Source organism: Muricoccus roseus, assembly GCF_900141905.1.
Taxonomy (GTDB): Bacteria; Pseudomonadota; Alphaproteobacteria; order Acetobacterales; family Acetobacteraceae; genus Roseomonas; species Roseomonas rosea.
This window is the reverse complement of sequence record NZ_FQZF01000002.1, coordinates 453598-477006: the sequence shown is the minus strand read 5'-3', so window position 1 is coordinate 477006 and position 23409 is coordinate 453598. Positions and strand designations below refer to the sequence as shown.

Sequence of the window (23409 nt, the reverse complement as noted above, 5' to 3'; positions counted from 1 at the left end):
GATAGAGCCAAGCGGATCAGGGCGATACGGCCTATTGCGGCGGTTGTAGGTCTCTAATCATGCGGATGATGCCGGAGAAATCCGTCTCCCCGCCGCCGGCCTCCACGAAGCGCCGGTAAAGCTCCAGCGCCCGCGCGCCCATGGGGGTGGCCGCGCCGGTATCGCCCGCTGCCTGCTGCGCCAGGCCGAGATCCTTGACCATCAGCGCGGCGGCGAAGCCCGGGCGGTAGTCCCGGTTGGCCGGGCTGCCCGGCACCGGCCCCGGCACCGGGCAATAGGTGGTGAGGGACCAGCACTGGCCCGAGGATTTCGACGCCACCTCGAACAGCGCCTCATGCGAAAGCCCGAGCCTCTCGGCCAGGACGAAGGCCTCGCAGGTGCCGATCATGCTGATCGCGAGAAGCATGTTGTTGCAGGCCTTGGCCGCCTGCCCCGCACCCGCATCGCCGCAATGCACCACCGTGCGCCCCATGGCGCGCAGGACCGGCTCGGCCCGGGCGAACCCCTCGGCCTGGCCGCCCACCATGAAGGTCAGCGTCCCGGCCTCGGCCCCCATCACGCCGCCGGAGACGGGCGCATCGAGGAAGAGGCGCCCGGCGGCCGAAGCGACCTCCCGTGCCGCCGCCACGTCGATGGTGGAGCAGTCGAGCAGAACGGCATCCGGCGCGGCGGCCGCGGCCATGCCGCCCGCGCCCAGCCAGGCCTCGCGCACATGCTTGCCGGCCGGGAGCATGGTGATGACGAACTCCGCCCCCGTGGCCGCCTCGGCCGCCGATGCCGCGGCGCTCGCGCCATCCACCCGCGCCATCGCCTCGGCGGAGAGGTCGAAGACCGCGACCTCATGCCCTGCCTTGACCAGGTTGCGCGCCATCGGCGCGCCCATGTTGCCGAGTCCCACGAAGCCGATCCGGGCCACCGCTTCCTCCATCCCCTGTTGCGGGAAGGCTAGAGCGGGGCCCGGACCGGGTCCACCGGGCGAGGGTCAGTAGCCCACGGTGAAGCGCTGCCGGAGGTGGCGGGGGTTCTCCAGCTCAACGGCCAGGGCGATGGCGTAGTCCTCGAAGGAGATGCGGCTGTCCCCCTTCGCATCCACCAGCAGCTGATCCTTGCCGATCCGGAAGCGGCCCGTGCGCTCGCCCGGGACGAAGAAGGCGGAGGGGGACAGGAAGGTCCAGTCCAGCTCTGTCTCGCGCCTCAGCCGGTCCAGGAAGGCGGCGCCGGCCAGCGCCTCGGCCTTGTAGGCGGAGGGGAAGTCCGGCGTGTCCACCACGCGCAGCCCCGGCGCCGCCTCCAGGCTGCCCGCACCGCCGACGACGAGGTAGCGCCTCACCCCGGCCCGCTTCACGGCCTCGATCAGCTTCTCCGGGTCACTGGCGGTGAAATGGACGCTGCTGACAACGGCATCATGCCCGGCCAGCAGCGGCGCCAGCGCGGCCGGATGCTGCGCATCCCCGGCCACCGGCTTCGCGCCGGCGGGCAGGTTCGCGGCGGGATTGCGGGAAATGGCGGTGACCTCGTGGCCGCGCGCCGCCAGCTCCGCGAGGATGCGCGAGCCGGCATTTCCAGTGGCGCCGATCAGGGCAACCTTCATGGGGATTCTCCGGTGATTGGTTTCCGATGGGAACCAGCTATCCGTCTTGCCCCCTCGTGTTAAGAAGGCACCATCCGGTGATCTGGTCACCTCAGGGAAACCAATGCGGAGCGCCCCATGCAGCCCAACGCCTATACCGGCGCCTGCCCGACCCGCGTCGTGCTGGACCGCATCGCCGACAAGTGGGCCGTGCTGATCCTCGGCCTACTGGCCGAGGGGCCGATGCGGTTCAACAGCCTTCGGCGCAGCATCGAGCGGCTTTCGCAGAAGGTCCTGGCGCAGACGCTGCGGCGGCTGGAACGCGACGGGCTGCTCACGCGCACGGCCTTTCCCACGGTGCCCGTCACCGTCGAATATGCGCTGACGCCCCTCGGCCGCACCCTGGCCGAGACAGTCGACGCCCTGCGCCTTTGGGCCGAGGCGCATATCACGGAGGTCCAGGCGGCCCAACGCGCCTATGACGGGCGCGGGCTCGTCATGCCCGATGCTTAGCCGATCCCCCGTCTCACTTTTTCTTCCTTCCGGCACGGCGCTTCCTCAATACTGCGGGCGAGGAAACCGTCCGGGAAACACCCCATGCCAGTCACCCGCCGCCACGCGCTCGGGCTGGGCGCCGCCGCGCTCGCCTCGCCCGCCCTCGCCCAGCGCAGCTTCCCCGACAAGCCCATTCGCATGCTCGTGCCCTGGGCCCCCGGAGGCACCACCGATGTGCAGATGCGCGCCCTTTGCGAACAGGCGGGCAAGCGGCTCGGCCAGGCGGTCGTGGTCGACAACAAGCCGGGCGCGGGCGGCATCCTCGGCGCGCAGGCGCTGCTGAACGAACGGCCAGACGGCTACACGCTCGCGCAGATGCCCATCAGCGTCTTCCGCGTTCCCTTCATGAGCCAGCGCCCACCCTTCGATCCGCTGGCCGACTTCACCTATGTCTCCCACCTCACCGGCTATCTCTTCGGCGTGGTGGTGAAGGCCGATGCGCCCTGGCCCGACTTCCGGGCCTTCCTGGCGGATGCCAAGGCCAGTCCGGGCAAGTTCAACTACGGCACGCCGGGCGTCGGCACCTCCCTGCACATCACCATGGAACAGATCGCGACCGGCCGGGACATCAACTGGGTGCACGTGCCCTTCCGCGGCGTGGCGGAGAACATGCAGGCGCTCCTGGGCGGGCAGATCCACGCCACCGCCGACAGCTCCGGCTGGGGCCCGCTCGTCGAGGAGGGACGCCTCCGCCTCCTCGTCACCTGGGGGCCGGAACGTGCCAAGCGCTTCCCGCAGGTGCCCACGCTGAAGGAACTGGGGATCGATATCGTCTCCACCTCGCCCTACGGCGTCGCCGGCCCCAAGGGCATGGACCCTGCCGTGGTGCGGGTGCTGGACAACGCCTTCCGGGACGCCGTGGCCGATCCCGTCCACGCGGCCGTGCTGGATAAGTTCGACATGCCCGCGATGCCCATGGGGCCTGAAGCCTACACCGCCTTCGTCCGCCGGAGCGTGGAGGTGGAATCCGCCATGATCCGGCGCATGGGGCTGCGGATGTGATCTTGTCCTGAGATAGCCCTTCGTTGAGGGCTCCGCCCTCACCCGCCAAGGGCCTGAGGCCCTTGGAACCCCATCGGACTGCCGTGGATACCCCGGATCAGTGGGGTCTCTGGTTGAAGGGTGGCTTTCCTGCCTTTGCAGTCGCCTGAGGTCGATGACCTCAGGCGCACCGTCAGGCGACTGATTCCAACTTCCAGAAAAAGATGATGGTGAGGGGTCTGGGGAGAGGAAGAATTCCTTCTTCCTCTCCCCGGGACAGACCGACAGTCAAGAACGAGAGCCCACCAAACCTCAGGCCCGGATCAGCGCCGCCCGCTCCGCCTCCACCACGAAATGCGCCCGGTTCTCGATCGGCGCTCCGGGCCGGGAGACATAGGGGACGGCGCGGAACCAGGTTTGCATCTGGCGCGCATCCGCCTCGTGCAGCGTGTAGCCGCGGCGCGCATTGAAGAAGGCGATATGTGGGTTGCGTTCCAGCGCACGATGCCCGGTCGCCGTCATCTCGGCCCCGTCGCCGACGGAGGACATGGAGGAGGCGATGAATTCCACGCCGACCGGTGGTCCCTCCCGGTCGTAGTCGGGGCGGAGCACGCCGGCCCAGGCGGTGTGCACGTCGCCCGTCAGCACGACGAGGTTGGACACGCGCGCGTCCCGCACGTGGTTGAGCAGCCGAGCGCGCGCGGCGGGGTAGGCATCCCACTTGTCCATGTCGTAACGGGGCGTGTCGTCCCCGTTCAGCCCGCCCACGTCGCGCCGCATCATCGGCACCTGCTGCGCCAGGATGCTCCACACCGCCTCCGCCCCGGACAGGCGCTGGAACAGCCACCGCTCCTGTGCGGGGCCGAGGACCTGGGCGGTGGGGTTCAGCACCGCCTCGCAGACCGGCTTCACGAGATCGCCGCAGGGCTGGTCGTCGCGATAGCTGCGCGTGTCCAGCACGGAGATGGAGGCGAGGGTTCCCCAGCCGATGCCGCGCCAGGCAGTGATGTCGGGCCCGCGCGGGACTTGCCCGCGGCGCAACGGCATGGACTCGTACCAGGCCTGGAAGGCGGCGGCCTTGCGGAGCGCGAAGGCCTCCGGCGTGACCGATGGCCGCGCGCTGACCCCGCCTGCCCAGTTGTTCTCCACCTCGTGGTCGTCGAAGCTCGTGATGAAGGGATGCGCGTGATGCGCGGCGCGCAGGTCGGGGTCGAGCTGGTACAGGGCGTAGCGCCGCCGATAGGCGTCCAGCGTCTCCACCGCGGGCGAGTTGTGGCTGCGGATCGCGGGGAAGGCGCCGCTTCGCTCCGTGTTCGCACGCCCCTCGTAGATGTAGTCGCCATAGTGGAAGACGAAGTCGAGATCCTGTTCTGACGCCACATGGCGCCAGGCGGTGAACAGCCCCTGCTCGTAGTGCTGGCATCCAGCGGAGACGAAGCGCATCCGCGCCGGGCGGGAATCCGCCGCGGGCGCCGTGCGGGTGCGCCCCACCGGGCTGGCCACGCCGCCGGCATGGAACCGGTAGTGATAGCGCGCCGAGGGCCGCAGCCCCGTCACCTCCACGCGCACCGAATGGTTCAGCTCCGGCCGCGCGAGGACGGTGCCGCGCGCCACGATGCGCGCGAAGCCCTCATCCTCCGCCACCTCCCAGCCCAGTTCGAGCGGTGCAGGCGGCATCCCGCCATCGCCGAGCGGGTCTTGCGAAAGGCGCGTCCAGATCACCACACCCTGCGGCCAGGGATCGCCGGAGGCCACGCCGAGCGGAAAGGGATCGGTCCGGAACACCGGCATCGGTGCCACGGCCTGGGCAAAGGCGGGCCGCGTGGCGGCCAGGGCCGCCATTGCCGTCGCGCCACGCAGCAGGCCGCGCCGCGACAGGTCGAAAATGTGCCGCGTGACGCTGTCCATCCGACGTTCCCCGTTCAGACGGGAACCTCTCCCGGCGGCTTGAGGGCGGTCAAGACGAAGGAGGATTTCGTTTCCTTCACCCCGGGCATGCGCAGAAGCGCCTTCATGGAGAATTCGGCATAGGCCTCGAAATCCGCCGCCAGCACATGCAGCAGGTAGTCCATCTCGCCGCTCATGGCATAGGCGGCCAGCACCTCCGGCCGCGCAGAGAGTGCTTTCTGGAAGGCCTCCACCACCTCCTCGGCATGGCTCGACAGGGCGACCATGACGAAGGCCTGAAGGGGCAGCCCCACCCGTGCGGGATCGAGCACGGCGGCATAGCGGGCCACCACGCCCGTTTCCTCCAGCCGCCGCAGCCGGCGTTGGCAGGGGGTGGGGGAAAGCCCGACCTGCTCGGCCAGGGCGACGACCGAAAGACGCCCGTCCCGCTGCAGGGCGCGCAGGATACGCCGGTCCGTGGAATCCAGCGCCGGAGCATCTTTCACCATTCTTTCCTCTTCCGTGAGCGATTTTCACCCATCTTTGCCGACCGGCCGGCAGATTTCGCCGATTCTCTCCCTCGCGCCGGCGCTAGGCTCGAAGCAACGAAGAACGGGAGACGACACCATGGAAGGCACCATGCAGCCGGCCGCCGGCATCATCGGCACTGCCACCCTGCCCAGCGGCCTTCGGGGCGACTACGACCGCGCCCAGGCGGATGGCACGCTGCCCGAAGCCGCCCTTGCGCCCAGGACCGAAGCCGACCACGCGACCTGGCGCACCCTCGTCTCGCGCCAGCGCGCCATCTATCCCGGCCGCGCCGCCTCCGCCTGGCTCGATGGGCTGGACCAGCTTCGCTGCGAAGGCGCCGTCCCGCGGCTGGAGGATGCCTCGGCCATCCTCCGCGCCGCCACGGGCTGGAGCCTCGTCCCCTGCCCCGGCCTGCTGCCGGATGCGCAGTTCTTCGGCCTGCTGGCCAGCCGACGCTTCCCCGTGACCCACTGGATCCGCAAGCCGGAAGAGCTGGACTACATCGTGGAGCCGGACATCTTCCACGACTTCCTCGGCCATGTGCCGCTGCTCACCCAGCCGGATTACGCGGACTTCCTGGAAGCCTACGGACGCCTCGGCCTGCATGCGGAGAAGCGCGGCCAGCTCGCCCCGCTCGCGCGGTTCTACTGGTTCATGGTGGAGTTCGGCCTGATCGCCGAGCGCGACGGGCTCCGCGCCTATGGTGCCGGCATCCTCTCCTCCCGCACGGAGACGCTGCACGCCCTCTCCGACGCGCCGCGTCGCCTCCGCTTCGACATGGCGCGGGTGCTGCGCAGCACCTACCGGATCGACGACGTGCAGCCCGTCTACTTCGTCATTCGCGACTATGCAGAACTCTTCGCCGCCATCGAGACCGCGCCGGGGCTGCTCGAGGCTGCGGTCATGGCGGAGCCGATCGCGCCTGGCCGCGGCGCACCGGGGGATGAGGACTGGCCGGGCTAACCCTGGCCCCCGCCCCCGAAGGCTGCGGGAGAGGCCGCACGGCGCGCGCCCGCCTCGTCCAGCACGCGCTGCTCGGCGCGCCGCGCCGCGCGGCGCGCTTCGCTGGCCCGCAAGGCCGCAAGCCTCTCCACGGTGCGCTCGGCCGCGCGCGCCTCGCCGAGCGCGGCCGCGGCGGCCCGCGCCCGCTGCTCCGCCTGCTCCGCGGCATCCGCCGCCGCGTCCCTCAGGGCGAGGCCACGCGGGAGCCAGGCCGCATAGGCCTGGCCGTCCTGGCCCGCCTCGTCCCGCAGCGCCTGCATGGCCTCGGCTTCCCGCGTGATGGCCGCGTCGCGCGCCGCCGCCTCCCCGGCTAGCGCCCGCCGCGCCTGCATCACCTCCACCTCGCGCAGGCGCGCCAGCACGGTCAGCGGGTCGCGCCTCATGCCGGGCCCGCCATCGCCGCCGCCAGCGCCGCGAAGGCGCCCGCCACGGTCCCGCCCTCCTCCTTGCCCTGGCGCAGCACATCCTCGATCAGCGGGGCCAGCCGGACGGCCTCATCCACCGCAGGGTCGCTTCCGGCGCGATAGGCGCCCAGCCGCACCATGTCCGCCATGTCCTGGTGCAAGGAGAGGATCCGCCGCGCCCGGGCCAGGATCGCCCGCTCCGGTGGCTCCAGGCAGCCCGGCACGGTGCGGGAGAGGCTGCGCAGCACATCCACGGCCGGATAGCGTCCCCCTTCGCCGATCCGGCGGTCCAGCACGACATGGCCGTCCAGGATGCCACGCACGGCATCCGCGACCGGCTCGTCATGGTCATCCCCCTCCACCAGCACGGTGAAGAGGCCGGTGATCGATCCCACGCAACCCTCCGGCCCCGGCCCGGCCCTTTCCAGCAGCCGGGGCAGTTCGGCGAAGACGCTGGGCGGAAAGCCCCGGGTCGCGGGCGGCTCGCCGGCGGAGAGCCCAATCTCGCGCAGCGCCATGGCGAAGCGCGTAACGCTGTCCATCATCAGCAGCACGCGTTTGCCGGCGTCGCGGAAATGCTCGGCCACCGCCATGGCCGCCAGCGCCGCGTCCCGCCGCATCAGCGGCGCCGAATCGGAGGTGGCGCAGACCACCACGCTCCGCGCCAGCCCCTGCGGCCCCAGGTCGTCCTCGATGAACTCGCGCAACTCCCGCCCGCGCTCGCCGACCAGTCCGATCACCGCGACATCGCAATCCGCATGGCGCGCCAGCATGGACATCAGGCTCGACTTGCCGACACCGGACGCGGCGAAAGGGCCGAGTCGCTGCCCGCGCCGGCAGGTGGCGAACGCATCCATCGCGCGGACGCCCAGGTCGATTCGCGGGCCGAGCCGCGCGCGCGTGCCCGCGGCAGGCGGAGAGGCGCGCAAGGGCCGCGCCGCCGCACCGCGCGGCAGCGGCCCGCCGCCATCGATGGGCCGCCCCATCGGGTCCACCACGCGCCCCAGCCAGCCCGCGCAGGGACGCAACGTGACCGGTCCGGCATCCTCCACACGCGCACCGACCGACAGCCCTTCCAGCCCCTGACGCCCCACGGCCATGGCTGCCCCTTCCCGCAGAGCCACAACCTCCGCGTGTACCATTTTGCGAGACGACTCGATGATCTCGATACAACCTCCGATGGGTGGAAGCGGGTGCAGCCCCACCACCTCCAGCGAGAGCCCCTGGGCTGCCCCGACCCTGCCATACCGAGCTAGATGGCTGATAACAGCCATATTATGCCGAACCTGCGCGGTCCGATGCCTGAAGGACGGAAGAGGGTGTATCATTTTTTGATCCACAATCTCATGTCTTTATACGTCCAAAGAGTGAAAATACCCCTTCACGGCTCGCGCAAAAGTTGTCCTAATGCTTACGGAACGAGTGGAGAACACAGATGCGCGTCCTACTTGTCGAAGACGACCTGACCACCGCCCGGGGCATCACCCTGACCCTCAAGACCCAGGGCATGATCGTCGACGCGGCCGACACCGGAGAGGAGGCGCTCGAGCTCGCCCGCCTCTACGACTATGACATCGTCATTCTCGACCTGATGTTGCCGGACATGGAGGGCTACGAGGTGGTCCGCCGCCTTCGCGCCGCCCGGCAGGCGACCCCGGTGCTCATCCTCTCGGGCCTCTCCCGCCCGGGCGCGAAGGTGAAGGGCTTCGGCCTCGGCGCCGACGACTTCATCGTGAAGCCCTTCGACAGCCAGGAGCTGATCGCACGCATCCAGGCCATCGTCCGCCGCGCGAAGGGCTTCGCCCAGCCCACCGTCTCGGTCGGCAACCTCACCCTCGACCTCGGCGCCCGCGAGGCGAGCGTGGCCGGCCGCCCGGTCCACCTCACCGGCAAGGAATACGCGATCCTGGAACTCCTCACCCTGCGCAAGGGCATGGTGATGACGAAGGAGGCCTTCCTGAACCATCTCTATGGCGGGATGGACGAGCCTGAGGTGAAGATCATCGACGTCTTCATCTGCAAGCTCCGCAAGAAGCTCGCTCAGGCCGGCTGCGACGAGCTGATCGGCACAGTCTGGGGCCGGGGCTACGTGCTGCGCGACCCCTCGGCCTCGCCGTTCCGCACGGGCGGGATCCTCCCCGCGCCGGTTCCGGCCAACGCCGCGGCCTGAGCCGCGGCGCATGCCCGGACCCCATTCAGCGGCAGAGCCGGGCAGGGAACAGGGCGTGCGAACCACGCGCCTCCCTGCCCGGCTCGCCCAATACCTGCTTCAACCGGCGGCAGCCATCCGCACGACCGGCGCGTAGACGCCGCGCTCGCCCTCGATAATCGTGAAGCGCTCCGTCAGCCCCAACACCGTCTCGGCCCCGCCGAGATAGAGGACCCCGTCCGGCGCGAGCCGGTCGGCAAGGGCGGAAAGCACGCGCGACTTGGTGGGCGCGTCGAAGTAGATCAGCACGTTGCGGCAGAAGATCACGTCGAAATTGCCGAGATGCCGCAGGTCGGCCAGCAGGTTCCCCGTCTCGAAGCGCACCCCGGCGCGGAGAGCCGGCGAGACACGCCACTGCCCCGCCTCCTGCTTGAAGTGCTTCACCAGCATCTGCACCGGCAGCCCGCGCTGCACTTCGAACTGGGAATAGACCCCTTCCCGCGCGCGCCGCACCACCTCCTGGCTGAGATCCGTGCCCAGCACCTCCAGCCTCGGCAGCAGCCCGAGCTGCTCCGCCACCATGGCGATGGAATAGGCTTCCTGCCCCGTGGAGCAGGCCGCGGAGAAGATGCGCAGCTTCTGGGCCGGGCCACGCGCCGCCGCGATCCGCGGCAGCACGCGCTTCAGATGCTCGAACGGCTTCCCGTCCCGGAAGAAGAACGACTCGTTCGTCGTCAGCGCCTCCGTCACGGCGGCGGCCAGGCGCTCCGATCCCGGCGCGCGCAGCTTCGCGGCCAAGGCGTCGAGGCTTGCGAGGCTCAGCTCCCGCATCAGGCCGCCCAGCCGCGTGTCCAGCATATAGGCCTTGTCGGCCCCCAGCACGATTCCGGCCCGCGTCCGGACCAGCGACGCGATCGTCTCGAAAGCCGCTCCGCTCACGATGCCATCCTCTTCGATTCGCCCATGCCTGCCTCAGCGGCGATCGCCGCAACCCGCGCAGCCAGCCGGTCCGGCGGCAGCAACTCGCGCGCGATCCCGGCCCGCGCCACGGCCCCCGGCATGCCCCAGACCACCGACGACGCTTCGTCCTGGGCCAGCACCATGGCCCCGGCCGCAGCCAGCGACCGGCAGCCCGCGAGCCCGTCCTGCCCCATCCCGGTCAGAATCACGGCCAGCACCCGCCCCTCGCAGGCGCGCTGGGCGCTGCGCAGCATCGGGTCCACCGCCGGACGGCAGAAATGCTCCGGCGGATCGTCGCGCAGCCGCGCCACCAGGCCAGCCTGGCTCCGCTCCACCAGAAGGTGCCGGTCACCGGGCGCCAGATAGGCCCGGCCCGCCAGAAGCGCCTCCCCATCCTTCGCTTCGGCCACCCGCAAGGCTCCCACCCGGTCCAGATGGTCGGCCAGCATCGTGGTGAAGCCGGCCGGCATGTGCTGGACGATCACGACCGGCATCGGCGGTAGCGGAACCAGCGCGCGCAGGAAACTAGCCAGGGCCTGGGGTCCGCCGGTGGAGGACCCCACCGCGATCAGCACCGGAGGCGCTCCGGGTCGTGCACCCGGGGCAGTGACGGGGGGAGCCGCCCGTGTGGCCGGGGCGGTCGGGGCAGCGGCACTGACGGCGGGCTTGCGCCGCATGCGCGCCCAGCCCTTCACCTTCTCCAGCAGTTCGGCGCGGAAGACCGGATCGAGTGCTCCCCCGCCGGCGGCGCCGGGCTTGGGGATGTAGTCCGATGCCCCGGCCCGCAAGGCCGCCATCGCGGCAGCGGCACCGCGCTGCGTCAGCGCACTCGCGACGATCACCACCGGCCTCGGCTCGGCGCGCAACAGCAGCGGCAGCGCCGTCATGCCATCCATGACCGGCATCTCGAGGTCGAGCAAAACCACATCGGGCCTTGCGGTCGGCAGCGCATCCAGCGCCTGGCGTCCGTCGCCCACTCGCGACACGACCTCGATCGCGGGATCCGCGCCCAGGAGCCGGGCGAGGATGCCCCTTACGGTTGCGCTGTCATCGCACAGCATCACCCGCACACGACGATCGCCCGCCGTGGCCGGGGGCGGCGCGCCCGAATGCGCGGGGCTCACGCGGCCTCGTCGGGCAGCAGCCCCAGCACTTCGAGCTTGCCGGCGAGGATCTCGTCGTCGAACGGCTTCATGATGTACTCCTGCGCGCCGCTCTCCAGCGCCGTCACGATCCGGGAGAAGTCGCTCTCGGTCGTGCACAGCATGATCTGCGGCTCATCCGGCCCGAACTCCTTCCGCGCATGGCGCAGGAAGGTGATCCCGTCCATGACCGGCATGTTCCAGTCCAGCAGCACCAGCTTCGGCAGTGCGGCGCGGCAGGCATCCAGCGCCTGCTGTCCGTCTTCCGCCTCGCGCACGGCGAAGCCGCGCGCCTCCAGCATCCGCCGCGCGGCGCGCCGCACCGTGCGGCTGTCGTCCACCACCAAACAGTCGAGCATCCCCTGCCCCCCTCATCCGATGTCCAGAATGCGCTCGACGTCGAGCATGATGAGAAGGCTGGGCGACCCCTCCCCGCTGCCGCCGGGCAGGTCCTGGTGCACGCCGGCGCAGACGTCGCGCCACAGCGGGTCCAGCGTCGGCGGATTCGGCGCCAGGCTGGATTCCGGCAGGGCGAGGACATCGCCCACGGAATCGGCCAGCAGGGCGTAGAGTTCGCCGCCACCCTCCACCACCACGCTCATCGGCGCGCCCGCGCCGGGCTCCCTCGGTGGCAGGCCGAGGCGGCGGCGCAGATCCACGGCCGTGACGATCCGGCCGCGCAGGTTCAACCCGCCCGCCACTTCAGGCGGAGCCAGGGGGATAGGCGTGATCGCCTGCGAGCCGAGGATGTCGCGCACCCCCAGAACCGGCACGCCGCAGAGCTGCCCGGCGACGGTCAGGGTCAGGATGGCGGTCTCGCTCGAGGCCGGCACAGCGGCGGGGCGACGAGAGGCAAGGGCGGCTTCCATGGCGGGCTCCACTCAGTGCAGCGCATTGGGGGTAAGGCAGCCGCGCAGCACGTCGAGCAGCGCGTCGCGGTCGAACTTCGGCACATGGCGGTCGAAGCCCGCATCGCGGCTCCGCCGCACGGCCGCGTCGTCGGTGTGCGAGGTCAGGGCGATCAGCGGGGTGTCGTGCCAGGGTCCGCCATCCCGCGCGGCCCGCGCGAGCCCGAGCCCGTCCAGCTCCGGCATCTCGATATCCGAGACGATGGCATCGAAGCACTCGCCCGCCTCTCGCAGCTTCAGCGCCTGTGTGCCGCTGGCAGCCGCCACCACTTCGAAGCCGGCGGCACCGAGGGCGGGGACGAGCATGTTGCGGAAGAAGGCGCTGTCCTCCACGACCAGGAGCCGGGTGCGGCGCGCATCCGCCGGGCGCTGCGGGCCGAACCAGTCCTCCCCGGCCTGACGCAGCCACCAGGCGCAGTCGATCACCTCGGTCGCGCGGCCCGCGATCACGGCCGTGCCGAGATAGCCCGACCGCTCCTGCCCGCTCTCGATCTTCAGCGTTTCCTCGACGACGTCGAGGATTTCATCGACCGCCAGCCCCATGGCCCGCCCGCCATCGTTGAAGACGAGCACGGCCTGGCGGCCACCCGGCTCCGGCGGCACCCAGCCATCGCTGATCGGCACCAGCGGCATCAGCGCGCCGCGGTACTGCACCACGGGCTGGCCATGCGACATCTCGATGCGCTCGGCCGGCAGGTCCTCCAGCCGCGCGACCAGGCCCAGCGGCACCGCACGCGGCCCGCCGCTGCCCGCGCGGAAGAGGAGCAGGGACATCTTCTCGGTGGAGGAGGTGCTCGTGACCGCCGCGCCGCGCCGGTCCTCCTGCACGCCCTCGGCGCCCACGCCGGTCGCCCGCGCGATCCCGTTGGGGTCGAGGATCATGATGACGCTGCCGTCGCCGAGGATGGTGTTGCCGCTGAACATCGTCACATGGCGCAGGATGGGCGCCACCGGCTTCACCACGATCTCCTCCGTGTCGAAGACGCGGTCCACGATGATGCCGAACAGGTTCTGGCCGACCTGCGTGACCACCACGAAGCCGCCATGCTCCGCATCCGGCTTGTCCTCCAGCCGCAACAGGCGGGAGAGCGAGACCAGCGGCAAGAGGCGGTCGCGCAGCCGGAGCACCGGCGCGTCCTTGATGTGGGTCACGCCGTCGCCCGCGCGCACCAGCTCCACCACGCCGATCTGCGGAATGGCGAAGCGCTCGCCCCCGGCCTCGACGATCAGGGCGGAGACGATGGCGAGGGTGAGCGGGATCTTGATGAGGAAGGTCGTGCCCTTCCCCTCGCGCGAGCGCAGGTCGATGGTGCCGCCGATCTTCTCGACATTCGTGCGCACCACGTCCATGCCGACGCCCCGGCCGGAGACCGAGGTCACGGCGGCCGCCGTCGAGAAGCCGGCGCGGAAGATGAAGCGCTGAATGTCGCGCTCCCCCATTCCCGCCAGCTCCTGCTCCGTCGCCAGGCCCTGGGCGAGCGCCTTGGCGCGGATCTTCTCCACGGGCAGGCCGCGCCCGTCATCGCCCACCTCGATGATGATGTGGCCACCCTCGTGATAGGCATCGAGGGTGATGCGGCCCGCTTCCGGCTTTCCGGCCTCGCGCCGCTCGGCCGGGCCTTCCAGCCCATGGTCGCCGGAGTTGCGGACCATATGGGTCAGCGGGTCGCGGATCATCTCCAACACCTGACGGTCCAGCTCCGTCTCTGCGCCGCGCATGTCCAGCTCGATCTTCTTGCCCAGCTCGCGCGCGAGATCGCGTACCAGCCGCGGAAGGCCCTTCCACGCATTGCCGATCGGCTGCATGCGCGTCTTCATCACGCCCTCCTGCAATTCGGAGGTGATGTGCGACAGCCGTTGCAGCGGCCCGGTCAGCGCGCTGTCCTCCCGTGCACGGGAAAGCTGCAGGAGCTGGTTGCGCGTGAGCACCAGCTCGCTGACGAGCGTCATCAGGCTTTCCAGCACATCCACGTTCACGCGGAGCGTCTGGGCGACCGCCACGGCCTCGCCCGCCGGGGCCGCAGCGGCATCCGGCGCGGCGGCCGTGGCCACGGCGGCGGGGGCCGGAGTGGGCTCGGGCCGCGCGACCGCCTCGGCGGGCGGGGCCTCCACCACCTTCGGCGCGGCGTTGCGCCGCGGCCGCGCGGGGCTGGCCTTCGCCGCCGTCGTCTTCGTCGCCTTCGTCACGGGCTGCGCCTGGGCGAGTGGCTCCGCCATGGTCTCGGGCAGCTTGGCCGCCGCGGGCTTGGCCCGGCTCCGTCGTGCCTTGCCCCCTTCGGCCGCCACGGGCGCGGCCGGTTCCGGCGCGGCTTCCGCAGCCAGCGCCTTGCCCGCGAACACCGCATCCAGCTCCGCGATAATGGCGGAGTCATCGCCGGCCGGCTCGGCCCCGGTGGCCTCCAGCCCGCCCATGATCTCCCGCACCCGGTCCACGACGCGCAGGATCAGCGAGACGCCCTCGGAGGTGACGGGCAGCGAGCCGTCGCGATAGCGGCCGAGCACGTTCTCCCCGGCATGGGCCACCTTCTCCAGGCGGGAGAGACCGAGGAAGCCGCAGGTGCCCTTGATCGTGTGGATCAGCCGGAAGATCTCGCCGATCGTCTGCGGATCGTCCGGGTGCTTCTCCAGGCGGAGCAGGGCGGCATCCAGCCCGGCCAGCCCCTCGCCCGTCTCGGTCAGGAAGTCGGCGATCAAGTCGTCCATCGGAACCCCGCGATCGGTCTGTTCCGTCAGGATCGCCGCTGGACACGAAGATTCCGTAAAGCCGCCCCCTCCGGGCGCGGCGCGTCAGGCCTTGTCCGATGCCCCCGCGGGCAGCAGCGTGAGCGGCGCGATCGCCTCGTTGCCGCCGAGGGCGAGGGTCATGTGCATTCCGGCAGCCTGGGCGACCTGCGCCAGCAGCGGCGCCAGCACGTCCCGCGGGCCGGCCACGGCCTGCCCCGCCAACACCGCCGTCAGGGCGGTCGGCCAGGCGGCGCCGCGGCCCTCCGGCCAGACGGCCAGTCCCGACTCCCCCCCGGCCAGATGCACCACCCCGCCACGCGGCAGAGCCTCCCCGCCCATCATGGCGGCGACCAGCGCGGCTTGGGCAAGGGGGGCCGGCAGGGGTTCGTCCGGCAGACCTGAGAGATCCACGGTCACGCGCCCGTTTGCCAGCGCGCCGTCGAGCAGCTCCGCCATTCCCTCCCGGCCGAGGGGGCCGGTACCGGCCCCCGCCGCCGCGCGCCATAGCCGCAGGCGGCGCCGCATGGCCTCCGCCCCCTCACGCGCCACGGAGAGCGCCTCGTCCGGCGCCACCTCGGCCAGGTCGAGCGCGCCCGACAACACCCCGAGCGGACCGCCCAGGTCGTGACAGATCCGCGCGCACATGTCCTGCGCCAGGGTAACCACATCCATAAGGGCGCTCCTGAAGGGGCATGCCGCTTGTGCGCCCGCCCTGCTTGATGGCTAGTAAAGCCTCGAGGCGAGGGAAAGCAGCCCTGGTGCCCGGCCGATGCGACAGGGGGCGAACCAAGCCATGCCGGACAGCATCTTCGAGCCAGGGCAGACGGTGCAGCACCCCGCACGTCCTGACTGGGGCATCGGCCAGGTCCAATCCGTGGTGGGCGATCGCGTGACCGTGAATTTCGAGCACGCGGGAAAGTTGCTGATCAACACGGCCAACACAACCCTGGATATCGTGGACGGGCCGGGGGCTTGAGCGAACTCCTCACCGTGGCGGCCGAGTCGGTCCTGAACCCGGCTTTCCTCCTCGCCGCCCTGGCAACCGCCGTCGCGGGGCTCATGCGCGGCTATTCCGGTTTCGGGACCGCCATCCTCCTCGCGCCCGTCTTCTCCACCCTCTGGGGCCCGCGGGCCGGGGTGCCCATCGTGCTGCTGGTGGAACTGGTGGTCTCCGCCCAGCTCCTCCCGCGCGCGATCGGGGAGGCGGACCGGCGCATGGTCGTGCCGATCGGCCTCGCGGCTATCATCGCCATGCCGCTGGGCTCGCTCGTCCTGCTCGCGGCCGACGGGGTCAGCCTCCGCCGCGCGATCGGGGCACTCGTGCTCGTCTTCGGCTTCATCCTGCTCTCCCCCTGGCGCTATCACGGGGCCAGGCCATTGAGCCTCAACCTCGTCGTCGGTGCGATCAGCGGGCTGCTTAAGGGCTCCACCGGCATGTCCGGCCCGCCCGTCATCCTCTACTTCCTCTCGGGGCCGGAGGAGGCCCGGCGGCACCGGGCCAACTTCATCCTCTTCTTCGGGGTGATCGGCATCGCCTCGATCATCCCGCCCCTCCTCGCCGGCTTGGTCGATGCCCCTGCCCTGCTCCGCTCGGCCGCCCTGCTGCCAGTGCTCCTCGTCTGCGTCCGCTTCGGCGCCCGGCTTTTCCATGTGATCCCGGTGGCCTGGTACCGCCGCTTCGCCTTCGGGGCGCTCATCGCGGCCGGCGGCATCGCCCTCTTCGGGTAAAGGCTGTTCGGATAGGGGCTGTTGGGGCCGGGCGTTCCCGCCGGCTCTTGCGCAAACAGGGGTCGGAGGCCCAAATCTCTCCTCTGTTCCAGGAGCGCCCCCAGCCATGCTCGATCCGTTCGGCCGACGGATCTCCTACCTCCGCGTCTCGGTGACGGATCGGTGCGACCTCCGCTGCGTGTACTGCATGGCGGAGGACATGACCTTCCTGCCGAAGAAGGACCTCCTCACCCTGGAGGAGCTGGAAAGGCTCTGCGGCGCCTTCATCGACCTGGGCGTGGACCGGATTCGCCTCACGGGCGGCGAGCCCCTGGTCCGGCGTGGCGTGATGCAGCTCTTTCAGGGCCTCGGCCGCCGGATTGGCGATGGGGGCCTGCGCGAGCTCACCGTGACCACCAACGGCACCCAGCTGACGAAGATGGCCGAGGACCTGTTCAAGGCCGGCGTCCGCCGCATCAACGTCTCCATGGACACGCTGGACCCGGACACCTTCGCCGCGGTCACGCGCTGGGGAAAGCTGGAGCAGACGCTGGACGGGATCTTCGCCGCTAAAGCCGCCGGGCTGGGGGTGAAGATCAATGCCGTGGCGCTGAAGGGCGTGAACGAGCACGAATACGACCGCATGATCGCCTGGTGCGGCGAGCATGGCTTCGACCTGACGCTGATCGAGACGATGCCGATGGGCGACATCTCGGGCGACCGGACGGACCAGTACCTGCCCCTCTCCACCGTCCGCCGCCGCATCGCGCAGAACTGGACCCTGCTGCCCAGCACCCACCAGACAGGCGGGCCCGCCCGTTACGAGACGGTGCAGGAGACCGGCCGGCGGATCGGCTTCATCACGCCGATGAGCCACAACTTCTGCGAATCGTGCAACCGCGTGCGGCTGACCTGCACCGGCACCCTGTACATGTGCCTGGGCCAGGAGGATGCGGCGGACCTGCGCGCCCCGCTCCGCGACCCCTCGGTCGATGATGCGGGCTTGCGGGAAGTCATCCTCTCCGCCATTGCCCGCAAGCCGAAGGGGCATGACTTCGTCATCGGGCGGGAGCAGCGTCCCTCGGTCGGCCGCCATATGAGCGTGACCGGCGGGTAACCCAGGCAAGGGAACGGCACGGCGTGCTGGATTCGGAATTCGTCACCAGGCTCGCCATTCCGGGCCTGCCGGAATGGAGCGGCCTCGTCGTCCTGCTCCTCGGCCTGCTTTTCCTCGCCGCCTTCCTGATGATGCCCTTCAGCGTCTTCGGCCTGAAGTCGCGGCTGGACGCGATCGAGGCCCAGCTCGACGATGTGCAGCAGGAAATCCGCAGCCTCGCCCTGCGCCTCCCGGAGCCCGCCGCGCTGCGGCGCCGCACCAGCCCCGCCGAGGAAACCTATGACGACCCCCCGGTGCTGGCCCGCCATGAGCCCGCCTTCCGTGAGGAACGGGCGCCACGGATGACTCCCCCCATCCCCCCGCCCCCGGCCTATCCCGAAGCCGGGCGCGACGGGGGCCGCCGCATGGAGCCCAGGCTGGGCGGCCCGCGCCGTTGACCTTCTAGCCGGGCTTCGCTGCGGCCCAGCGTCCCTCCTGGGTTCTCCCGCCATAGCCATAGGCATGGCCATCCGCCGCATGCACCAGCACATAGCTTTCCTCGTGCAGCGGCCCGAGCAGCGCCTCTATCTCCGGGAACACCGCCCGGACGAAGCCCGTGGTCTCGCCCTTGGTGTTGGTGCCGGCGGTGATCTTGATGTCCAGCCAGAAGGCCGCGAGCCCCTGCTCCGCCAGACTGCGCCCCGCCACAAACCAGTCCGCCGGGTCCGCGCGCTCCACCAACACGGCCGTCACGGCGGGGTCCTTGCCCAGTTCCCGCGCGGCCAGCATCGAGGCGAGAGCGGCCAGGGCGGGCCGGGTTCCCGACTTCTCCTGCGGGGTGGCGTAACGGATCACGATCATGGGCATGGCCAGTTCCTCCGAGAACGGCCCCTGTTTCACCCAGCCCTCACAATCTTGGAATTCTATGATCGACTGGTTTCATCATAGCCTTCCGAAATCATGCTCGACCTGGAATCCGTCCGCCTCTTCATCCTCGCCGTCGAGTTCGGGAACCTCACCCGTGCCGCCGAAGCGGCGGGCACGGTGCAGCCCGCCGTCAGCACGCGGCTGAAGGCGCTGGAATCCCGCCTCGGCCGCCGCCTGCTCGACCGCTCGCCCCGCTTCGTCCGCCCCACGGCCGAAGGAGCCGCCTTTCTTCCGCGCGCCCGGGCGCTGCTCGCCGCCCATGACGCCGCCCTGTACCCGGCCGACCGCCCCGCCGCCCGTGTCTCGGTCGGGCTGAGCGACCACGCCGTCGGGCTCGGCCTTCCCGCCATGCTGGCCCGCCTGCGCGCCGCCCTTCCGTCCGGGGCGGTGCTCGAGCTGCGGAGCGGCGCCTCCATCCCCCTCCGGGAGGCGTTCGAGGAAGGAGAGCTGGACGCGGTCATCCTGCGCCGCGAGGCTGGCGGCTCGGAGGGCGAGGTTCTCGGGCAGGATCCGCTGGGCTGGCGCGGAGCCCCGGATTTCACCTTGCCGGATGGCGCTCCCGTGCCCCTCGCGCTGCTGGCCCCGCCCTGCGGGGTGCGCGCCGCGGCCGAACGGGTGCTGGAGGCGGCAGGCCGCCACTGGCGCGAAGCCTATCGCGGAGGCAGCTGCGCCATGCTCCTGGCAGGGGCACAAGCAGGGCTGGGCCTCGCGCCCATGGGACGGATCAGCGCTGGCGGCGCGCCGGATCTGGGCCCGTCCCTCGGCCTGCCGCGCCTCCCGGCCTCCGAGATCGTCCTGCTTGGCCGCGCCGGAACACAGGAGGCGAGCGCCGTGCTGCGAGCCCTGGCGGCCGGGATCCGCTCCGCGCTCGGGTCTTGATTTGGCTTCCTGTCGAGGGCTCCGCCCTCACCCGCCAAGGGCCTGAGGCCCTTGGAACCCCGTCTGACTGCCGTGGATACCCCGGATCGAAGGGGTCTCCTGTTGAGGGTGCCCTTCCTGCGTTTGCAGTCGCCTGAGGTCGATGACCTCAGGCGCACCGTCAGCCGAGTGATTCCAAACTTCCAAGAGAAGATGATGGTGAGGAGTCCGGGGAGAGGAAGAATTCCTTCTTCCTCTCCCCGGGACAGACCGTCAGCTCAGACCGAAAGCAAGCTGGCCCGGATCAAGGGCAAGCCCATCCGTCAGCCGATCTCGATTTTCGCGCTCTGCACGATCTCGGCCATGATGCGGCGCTGGTCCGCCACATAGGCCGCGAAGGTGGCAGGATCGGTGCCGACCGGGATGGCCCCGAGGGCGTCCAGCCGCTGCTTGACCGCCGCATCCGCCAGCGCTGCCTTGGCGGCCTCGTAGAGCTTGGCCACCACCGGCCCGGGCGTTCCGGCCGGGGCATAGAGGCCGTTCCACTCGTTCAGTTCGTAGCCGGGGAAGCCCTGCTCCGCGATGGTGGGCAGGTCCGGCAACGGCGCGATGCGCTGCGCGGTGGTCACGCCCAGCGCGCGCAGCTTTCCGTCCCGGACGAGCTGGAGGGAGGAGGACACGGTGCCGAAGACGAAAACGGTGCTGCCGCTCATCAGGTCCTGCAGCGCCGCGGTGCCGCCGCGATAGGGAACGTGCTGAATGTCCAGCCCTGCCCGCTGCAGCAGCAGCGCGGCCGCGAGATGCGCGGCCGTGGCGTTGCCGGAGGATCCGTAGGACAGATCGGGCTTGCCCTTCGCCCAGGCGATGAACTCGGGCAGCGTCCTTGCCGGAACCTTGGCCGGATCCACGACCAGCATCTGCGGCAGCACGACCACCTGACTGATATAGGCGAAGGCGCGGGCGTAATCGAAAGGCAGCCCCTTCAGCACGAAGGGGTTCACCACATGCGCCAGAGCATCGACCATGATGGTGTGCCCATCGGGCGCCGAACGGGCGAGCTCGCCCGCCCCGAGGCTGCCGCCGGCGCCAGGCCGGTTCTCCACCACCACGGGCTGGCCGAGCGCCGCGCCCATTGGCCCCGCAAGGAGTCGCGCCGTCGTGTCCACCCCGCCGCCCGGTGTGTAGGGGGCGAGGAAGCGGATCGGCCGGTTGGGATATCCGCCCTGGGCAGACGCCGGGCGTATGCGCAGCGCGGGCAGGGCGAGCAGGCCGGCGCCCAGGGCCCGGCGGGTGGTGTTGGTCATGGCAGTCCTCCTGCGGGGCTTCTAGCGCGGCGGCAGGATCGGCGCTGCCGGTTAATGCTCCCCTGCACGCAATCCATCCGCCGGGGCGGACCTGCGCATCCAGCGCAGCCAGGCCGGCACGGAGATCTCCGGCTCGGGTTCCACCACGATCTGGAGGAGCCGCGCGTAGTCGAGCACCAGGCCGGGCGTCCAGGCCATGGATTCCGCCCGTCGCCGCAACACGCCGGCCGCCCAGAGATCCGGGCTTAGCATGGCCTGCAACCCGGCCCGCCAGGGGCGGCCGTCGCGGCCCAGCGCGCCCTCCAGCGCGGCGTCCAGTGCCTGCGCCACCACGCTCGAGCAGTTCCGGTTGGTGAGATTGTAGGTGTTGTCCGCGCCGTATTCGCGCCAGAAGGCGCGCAGCCGCTCGGGGTCGAAGCGGCTGAAGCGCACATGTTCCGTCGCCTCGCACCATCCGGCCGCCTCCTGCGCATAGCTCGGCTGGAAGCGCCCGGGCACGTCGTTTTCGCGCCCTGCGCGCAGCACGCGGGCGAAGTCGTCCGGCGAGCGGTCGATTTCCTGGGCGGGGTAGTGGCTGATATAGAGATCGGGCTTCAGCTCCAGCGCGGCATGGCCGGTGGAGATGACGCCGTTCGGATCCACGGCTGCCACGTAGCGGTCCACGATCGGCCGCCACGCGACCGTCCCGGCGGAGCCCGCGGGGGTCCAGACATGCACGATCAGATCGCCGCGGGACTCATCCGCATCCGCGGCCTGCCGCGCCCAGGCCGCCGCCGGCATGGCTGCGCCGAGCAGAACGGAGATCGGCGCGCCCGGCGGCATTCGCCGCAGGCGTAGCGAGATCCGCAGCGTCGCCAGCCCGCCCACGATCAGCAGCGCGCCCACATTGACGCCGATCGTCCCCTCATAGCCCGTCGGCCAGGGCTGCAGCGTGCCGATGGCGAAGAGCACCTCCACGACACCCGCGCCAAGCGACCATTTCCAGCCGCGGAAGCGCACGACATGCGCGCTGGCGATCCGGAACCCGCCATCCACCAGCAGGACGATCCCGAGCAGGATCGCGATGATCAGGTTGCCATGGGTGGGCTGCAGGATGATGGCGACGGAAGGGATGACCAGCACCGCCGCGCGGGCGAAGCGGTATCCCCGTCGCGAGACCGCCGCCATGGCCGCGCCGAGCGCGACCACGCCCTCCAGCAGCAGCAGGTAGCCGAAATAATGCGGCTGGATGACCGTGTCGCCGTCCAGCGCGTCGATGAGGATGGCCAGTCCGATCGCCGCCCAGAGAAGGCCCAACGTGGCGAGGGCGCGCCATCGCCGCTGGATCAGTTCGGAGCCCAGGAGAAGCAGCAGAAGCCGGATCATCGTCTCGCCTCGTCATCCCTCCATGCGCGGCGGGGGACCACCGCCTGGAACATTCGACCATCACATGCAACCCTGCAACGAGCCCGACGAGGATTCCGCCCTTGCACCCTTCCAGTCCCGAGCCGCGGGCGCCCGACCTTCTTTCGCAGGGCGCGGTGATCGTGACGGCCATGATTTTCGGCCTCACCTACAGCCTCAGCGCGGCGCTTATCGCGCTCGACCTGGCGGAGCTCGGCTTCGGGGAAGGGATGATCGGGGCGAATGCGGCCATGCACGCCATCGGCGTGCTCGTCATGGCATTCCTGCTGCCGCGGATCGTGCCACGGACCGGAATGCGCCGCCTCGTGGTCGGATCCCTGGTGCTCGCCGCCCTCATCCTCGTCCTGTTCCCAGCCGCGCCGCTGGTGTGGCTCTGGTTTCCCCTGCGGCTGCTGCTGGGCGCTGCCTCCGAAACCTTGTTCGTGCTGTCCGAGACCTGGCTGAACAGCCTCAGCACCGAGAACACGCGCGGCCGCGCCATGGGTGCCTACACCGCGGCCCTGTCCGTCGGCTTCGCCCTTGGTCCGCTGATCCTGTCGCTCGTCGGCACGGGTGGCGCCCTGCCCTACATCATCGGCGCAATCCTCACGGCCGCGGCCGCACTGCTCGTCGCTTCTCCCCGTGTCCAGGAGCCCGGGGTGGACCATGCCGCCCATTCCAACCCGCTGCGCTTCCTCGCCCTCGCCCCCGTCGCCATCGCCGCCACCACGCTGAACGCCGCGGTGGAGACGGCGGGCCTGTCCTTCCTCGCCATCTATGCCGTCGGCCTGGGCTGGGCGGAGGCAGAGGCGACGCAGCTCATGTCCTGCATGATGTTCGGCGCCATCGTGCTGCAGCTTCCGATCGGCTGGATCGGCGACAAGGTGAACCGTGAGGCGCTGATCGTGGCGCTGGCCGGCTTCGCGGCCCTGGGCGCCCTCGTCTGGCCCTGGGCGCTGCAGAACCCCTGGGCCATCTACGCCCTCCTCTTCGTCTGGGGCGGTGCCTTCGTCGGCATCTACACGATGATGCTCACCATCATCGGCAGCCGCTTCAGCGGTGGGGAGCTGGTCGGCATCTATGCCGCCATGGGGCTGATGTGGGGCGCGGGCGCGCTCGCGGGCCCGGTGCTCGCCGGCGCCGCGATGCAGGCCACGCGCCATGGCCTGCCCATCTTCGTCGCCCTGGCCTGCGCCGCCTTCATGGCGGTGGCGCTGGCCGCCTCGCGCCGGGAGCGCCGCGGGGCGCCCGAGCGGGGGTGAAGCCGGAGAGGCTGAGCTGGCGGGGCTGAAGCCGGGCGCGTCCTGGCCTATTCTCCGCC

General features: G+C 70.7%; 24 protein-coding genes and 1 pseudogene. 10 read left to right on the top strand and 15 right to left on the bottom strand.

The genetic code is table 11. From position 1 onward, the window contains the following. Positions 1-31: 31 nt before the first annotated feature. The gene (mmsB, locus tag BUB97_RS02385) at positions 32-916 is read right to left on the bottom strand and encodes a 3-hydroxyisobutyrate dehydrogenase (RefSeq protein WP_073131121.1); all 885 of its coding nucleotides are present in this window, start codon (positions 914-916) and stop codon (positions 32-34) included. A gap of 66 nt (positions 917-982) precedes the next feature. Further along, positions 983-1591: an NAD(P)-dependent oxidoreductase gene (locus tag BUB97_RS02380; RefSeq protein WP_073130980.1), complete on the bottom strand. Its 609-nt coding sequence runs from the start codon at positions 1589-1591 to the stop codon at positions 983-985. Between the two features lie 117 nt (positions 1592-1708). Between BUB97_RS02380 and BUB97_RS02375 the strand changes: the two genes are divergently transcribed. Further along, complete coding sequence (locus tag BUB97_RS02375) at positions 1709-2083, top strand: winged helix-turn-helix transcriptional regulator (RefSeq protein ID WP_073130977.1); 375 nt, start codon at positions 1709-1711, stop codon at positions 2081-2083. An 84-nt stretch (positions 2084-2167) separates the two neighbouring features. After that, a complete protein-coding gene (locus BUB97_RS02370; protein ID WP_073130975.1) occupies positions 2168-3127 on the top strand; it encodes a tripartite tricarboxylate transporter substrate binding protein in 960 nt (319 codons plus the stop codon). A 291-nt stretch (positions 3128-3418) separates the two neighbouring features. Here the strand turns inward: BUB97_RS02370 and BUB97_RS02365 are convergent, their stop codons facing one another. Then, complete coding sequence (locus tag BUB97_RS02365) at positions 3419-5014, bottom strand: alkaline phosphatase D family protein (protein ID WP_073130973.1); 1596 nt, start codon at positions 5012-5014, stop codon at positions 3419-3421. Between the two features lie 14 nt (positions 5015-5028). After that, the gene (locus BUB97_RS02360) at positions 5029-5502 is read right to left on the bottom strand and encodes an Lrp/AsnC family transcriptional regulator (protein WP_073130970.1); all 474 of its coding nucleotides are present in this window, start codon (positions 5500-5502) and stop codon (positions 5029-5031) included. A gap of 118 nt (positions 5503-5620) precedes the next feature. Between BUB97_RS02360 and phhA the strand changes: the two are divergent. Next, a pseudogene (gene phhA / locus BUB97_RS02355) lies at positions 5621-6394 on the top strand (phenylalanine 4-monooxygenase); the annotation flags it as partial. An 89-nt stretch (positions 6395-6483) separates the two neighbouring features. Here the strand turns inward: phhA and BUB97_RS02350 are convergent. Further along, on the bottom strand, positions 6484-6909 hold the full coding sequence (locus BUB97_RS02350) for a hypothetical protein (protein WP_073130968.1): 426 nt from the start codon (positions 6907-6909) through the stop codon (positions 6484-6486). Beyond that, a complete protein-coding gene (locus BUB97_RS02345; protein ID WP_073130966.1) occupies positions 6906-8258 on the bottom strand; it encodes a FliI/YscN family ATPase in 1353 nt (450 codons plus the stop codon). Before BUB97_RS02345 ends, BUB97_RS02350 begins: the two co-directional genes overlap by 4 nt. Positions 8259-8365: 107 nt before the next feature. Between BUB97_RS02345 and ctrA the strand changes: the two genes are divergently transcribed. Then, entirely contained in the window at positions 8366-9100 is a 735-nt protein-coding gene (gene ctrA / locus BUB97_RS02340) for a response regulator transcription factor CtrA (protein WP_073130964.1), read from the top strand. A gap of 99 nt (positions 9101-9199) precedes the next feature. Here ctrA and BUB97_RS02335 read toward each other — a convergent pair whose 3' ends face one another. From BUB97_RS02335 to BUB97_RS02310, 6 genes are all read right to left on the bottom strand, one after another. Beyond that, positions 9200-10018 carry a CheR family methyltransferase gene (locus tag BUB97_RS02335; protein ID WP_073130961.1) on the bottom strand — a complete coding sequence of 273 codons (819 nt, stop codon included), beginning with the start codon at positions 10016-10018 and terminating at the stop codon, positions 9200-9202. Continuing rightward, positions 10015-11163 (bottom strand): chemotaxis-specific protein-glutamate methyltransferase CheB, encoded by a 1149-nt coding sequence (gene cheB / locus BUB97_RS02330; RefSeq protein ID WP_456306317.1) that lies wholly within the window; start codon positions 11161-11163, stop codon positions 10015-10017. Before cheB ends, BUB97_RS02335 begins: the two co-directional genes overlap by 4 nt. Next, a complete protein-coding gene (locus tag BUB97_RS02325; RefSeq protein ID WP_073130959.1) occupies positions 11160-11540 on the bottom strand; it encodes a response regulator in 381 nt (126 codons plus the stop codon). Before BUB97_RS02325 ends, cheB begins: the two co-directional genes overlap by 4 nt. A gap of 12 nt (positions 11541-11552) precedes the next feature. After that, a complete protein-coding gene (locus BUB97_RS02320; RefSeq protein WP_073130957.1) occupies positions 11553-12050 on the bottom strand; it encodes a chemotaxis protein CheW in 498 nt (165 codons plus the stop codon). A gap of 12 nt (positions 12051-12062) precedes the next feature. Beyond that, positions 12063-14792: a hybrid sensor histidine kinase/response regulator gene (locus BUB97_RS02315; RefSeq protein WP_073130955.1), complete on the bottom strand. Its 2730-nt coding sequence runs from the start codon at positions 14790-14792 to the stop codon at positions 12063-12065. Between the two features lie 84 nt (positions 14793-14876). Further along, positions 14877-15485: a histidine phosphotransferase family protein gene (locus BUB97_RS02310; protein WP_073130952.1), complete on the bottom strand. Its 609-nt coding sequence runs from the start codon at positions 15483-15485 to the stop codon at positions 14877-14879. A gap of 121 nt (positions 15486-15606) precedes the next feature. On the opposite strand from BUB97_RS02310, the gene BUB97_RS02305 reads away from it, so the two are divergent. The 4 genes from BUB97_RS02305 (at position 15607) to BUB97_RS02290 (ending at position 18074) form a co-directional block, all read left to right on the top strand. Further along, positions 15607-15789 carry a DUF3553 domain-containing protein gene (locus tag BUB97_RS02305; protein WP_073131113.1) on the top strand — a complete coding sequence of 61 codons (183 nt, stop codon included), beginning with the start codon at positions 15607-15609 and terminating at the stop codon, positions 15787-15789. Continuing rightward, positions 15786-16541, top strand: coding sequence for a sulfite exporter TauE/SafE family protein (locus BUB97_RS02300; protein WP_073130949.1), 756 nt, complete (start codon positions 15786-15788; stop codon positions 16539-16541). Before BUB97_RS02305 ends, BUB97_RS02300 begins: the two co-directional genes overlap by 4 nt. 106 nt (positions 16542-16647) lie before the next feature. Further along, positions 16648-17637, top strand: coding sequence for a GTP 3',8-cyclase MoaA (moaA, locus tag BUB97_RS02295; protein WP_073130947.1), 990 nt, complete (start codon positions 16648-16650; stop codon positions 17635-17637). A gap of 23 nt (positions 17638-17660) precedes the next feature. Next, a complete protein-coding gene (locus BUB97_RS02290; RefSeq protein WP_073130945.1) occupies positions 17661-18074 on the top strand; it encodes a hypothetical protein in 414 nt (137 codons plus the stop codon). 4 nt (positions 18075-18078) lie between these two features. Here the strand turns inward: BUB97_RS02290 and BUB97_RS02285 are convergent, their stop codons facing one another. Continuing rightward, entirely contained in the window at positions 18079-18483 is a 405-nt protein-coding gene (locus tag BUB97_RS02285; protein ID WP_073130943.1) for a tautomerase family protein, read from the bottom strand. A 93-nt stretch (positions 18484-18576) separates the two neighbouring features. On the opposite strand from BUB97_RS02285, the gene BUB97_RS02280 reads away from it, so the two are divergent. Then, positions 18577-19422: a LysR family transcriptional regulator gene (locus BUB97_RS02280; protein WP_073130941.1), complete on the top strand. Its 846-nt coding sequence runs from the start codon at positions 18577-18579 to the stop codon at positions 19420-19422. A gap of 302 nt (positions 19423-19724) precedes the next feature. On the opposite strand, the gene BUB97_RS02275 is transcribed toward BUB97_RS02280, so the two are convergent. Next, positions 19725-20705: a Bug family tripartite tricarboxylate transporter substrate binding protein gene (locus BUB97_RS02275; protein ID WP_073130939.1), complete on the bottom strand. Its 981-nt coding sequence runs from the start codon at positions 20703-20705 to the stop codon at positions 19725-19727. Positions 20706-20756: 51 nt separating this feature from the next. After that, positions 20757-22070 carry an HdeD family acid-resistance protein gene (locus BUB97_RS02270; protein WP_073130937.1) on the bottom strand — a complete coding sequence of 438 codons (1314 nt, stop codon included), beginning with the start codon at positions 22068-22070 and terminating at the stop codon, positions 20757-20759. Between the two features lie 101 nt (positions 22071-22171). Here BUB97_RS02270 and BUB97_RS02265 point away from each other — a divergent pair, with 101 nt between their 5' ends. Then, positions 22172-23350 carry an MFS transporter gene (locus tag BUB97_RS02265; RefSeq protein ID WP_073130935.1) on the top strand — a complete coding sequence of 393 codons (1179 nt, stop codon included), beginning with the start codon at positions 22172-22174 and terminating at the stop codon, positions 23348-23350. The last annotated feature ends 59 nt before the right edge of the window (positions 23351-23409 follow it).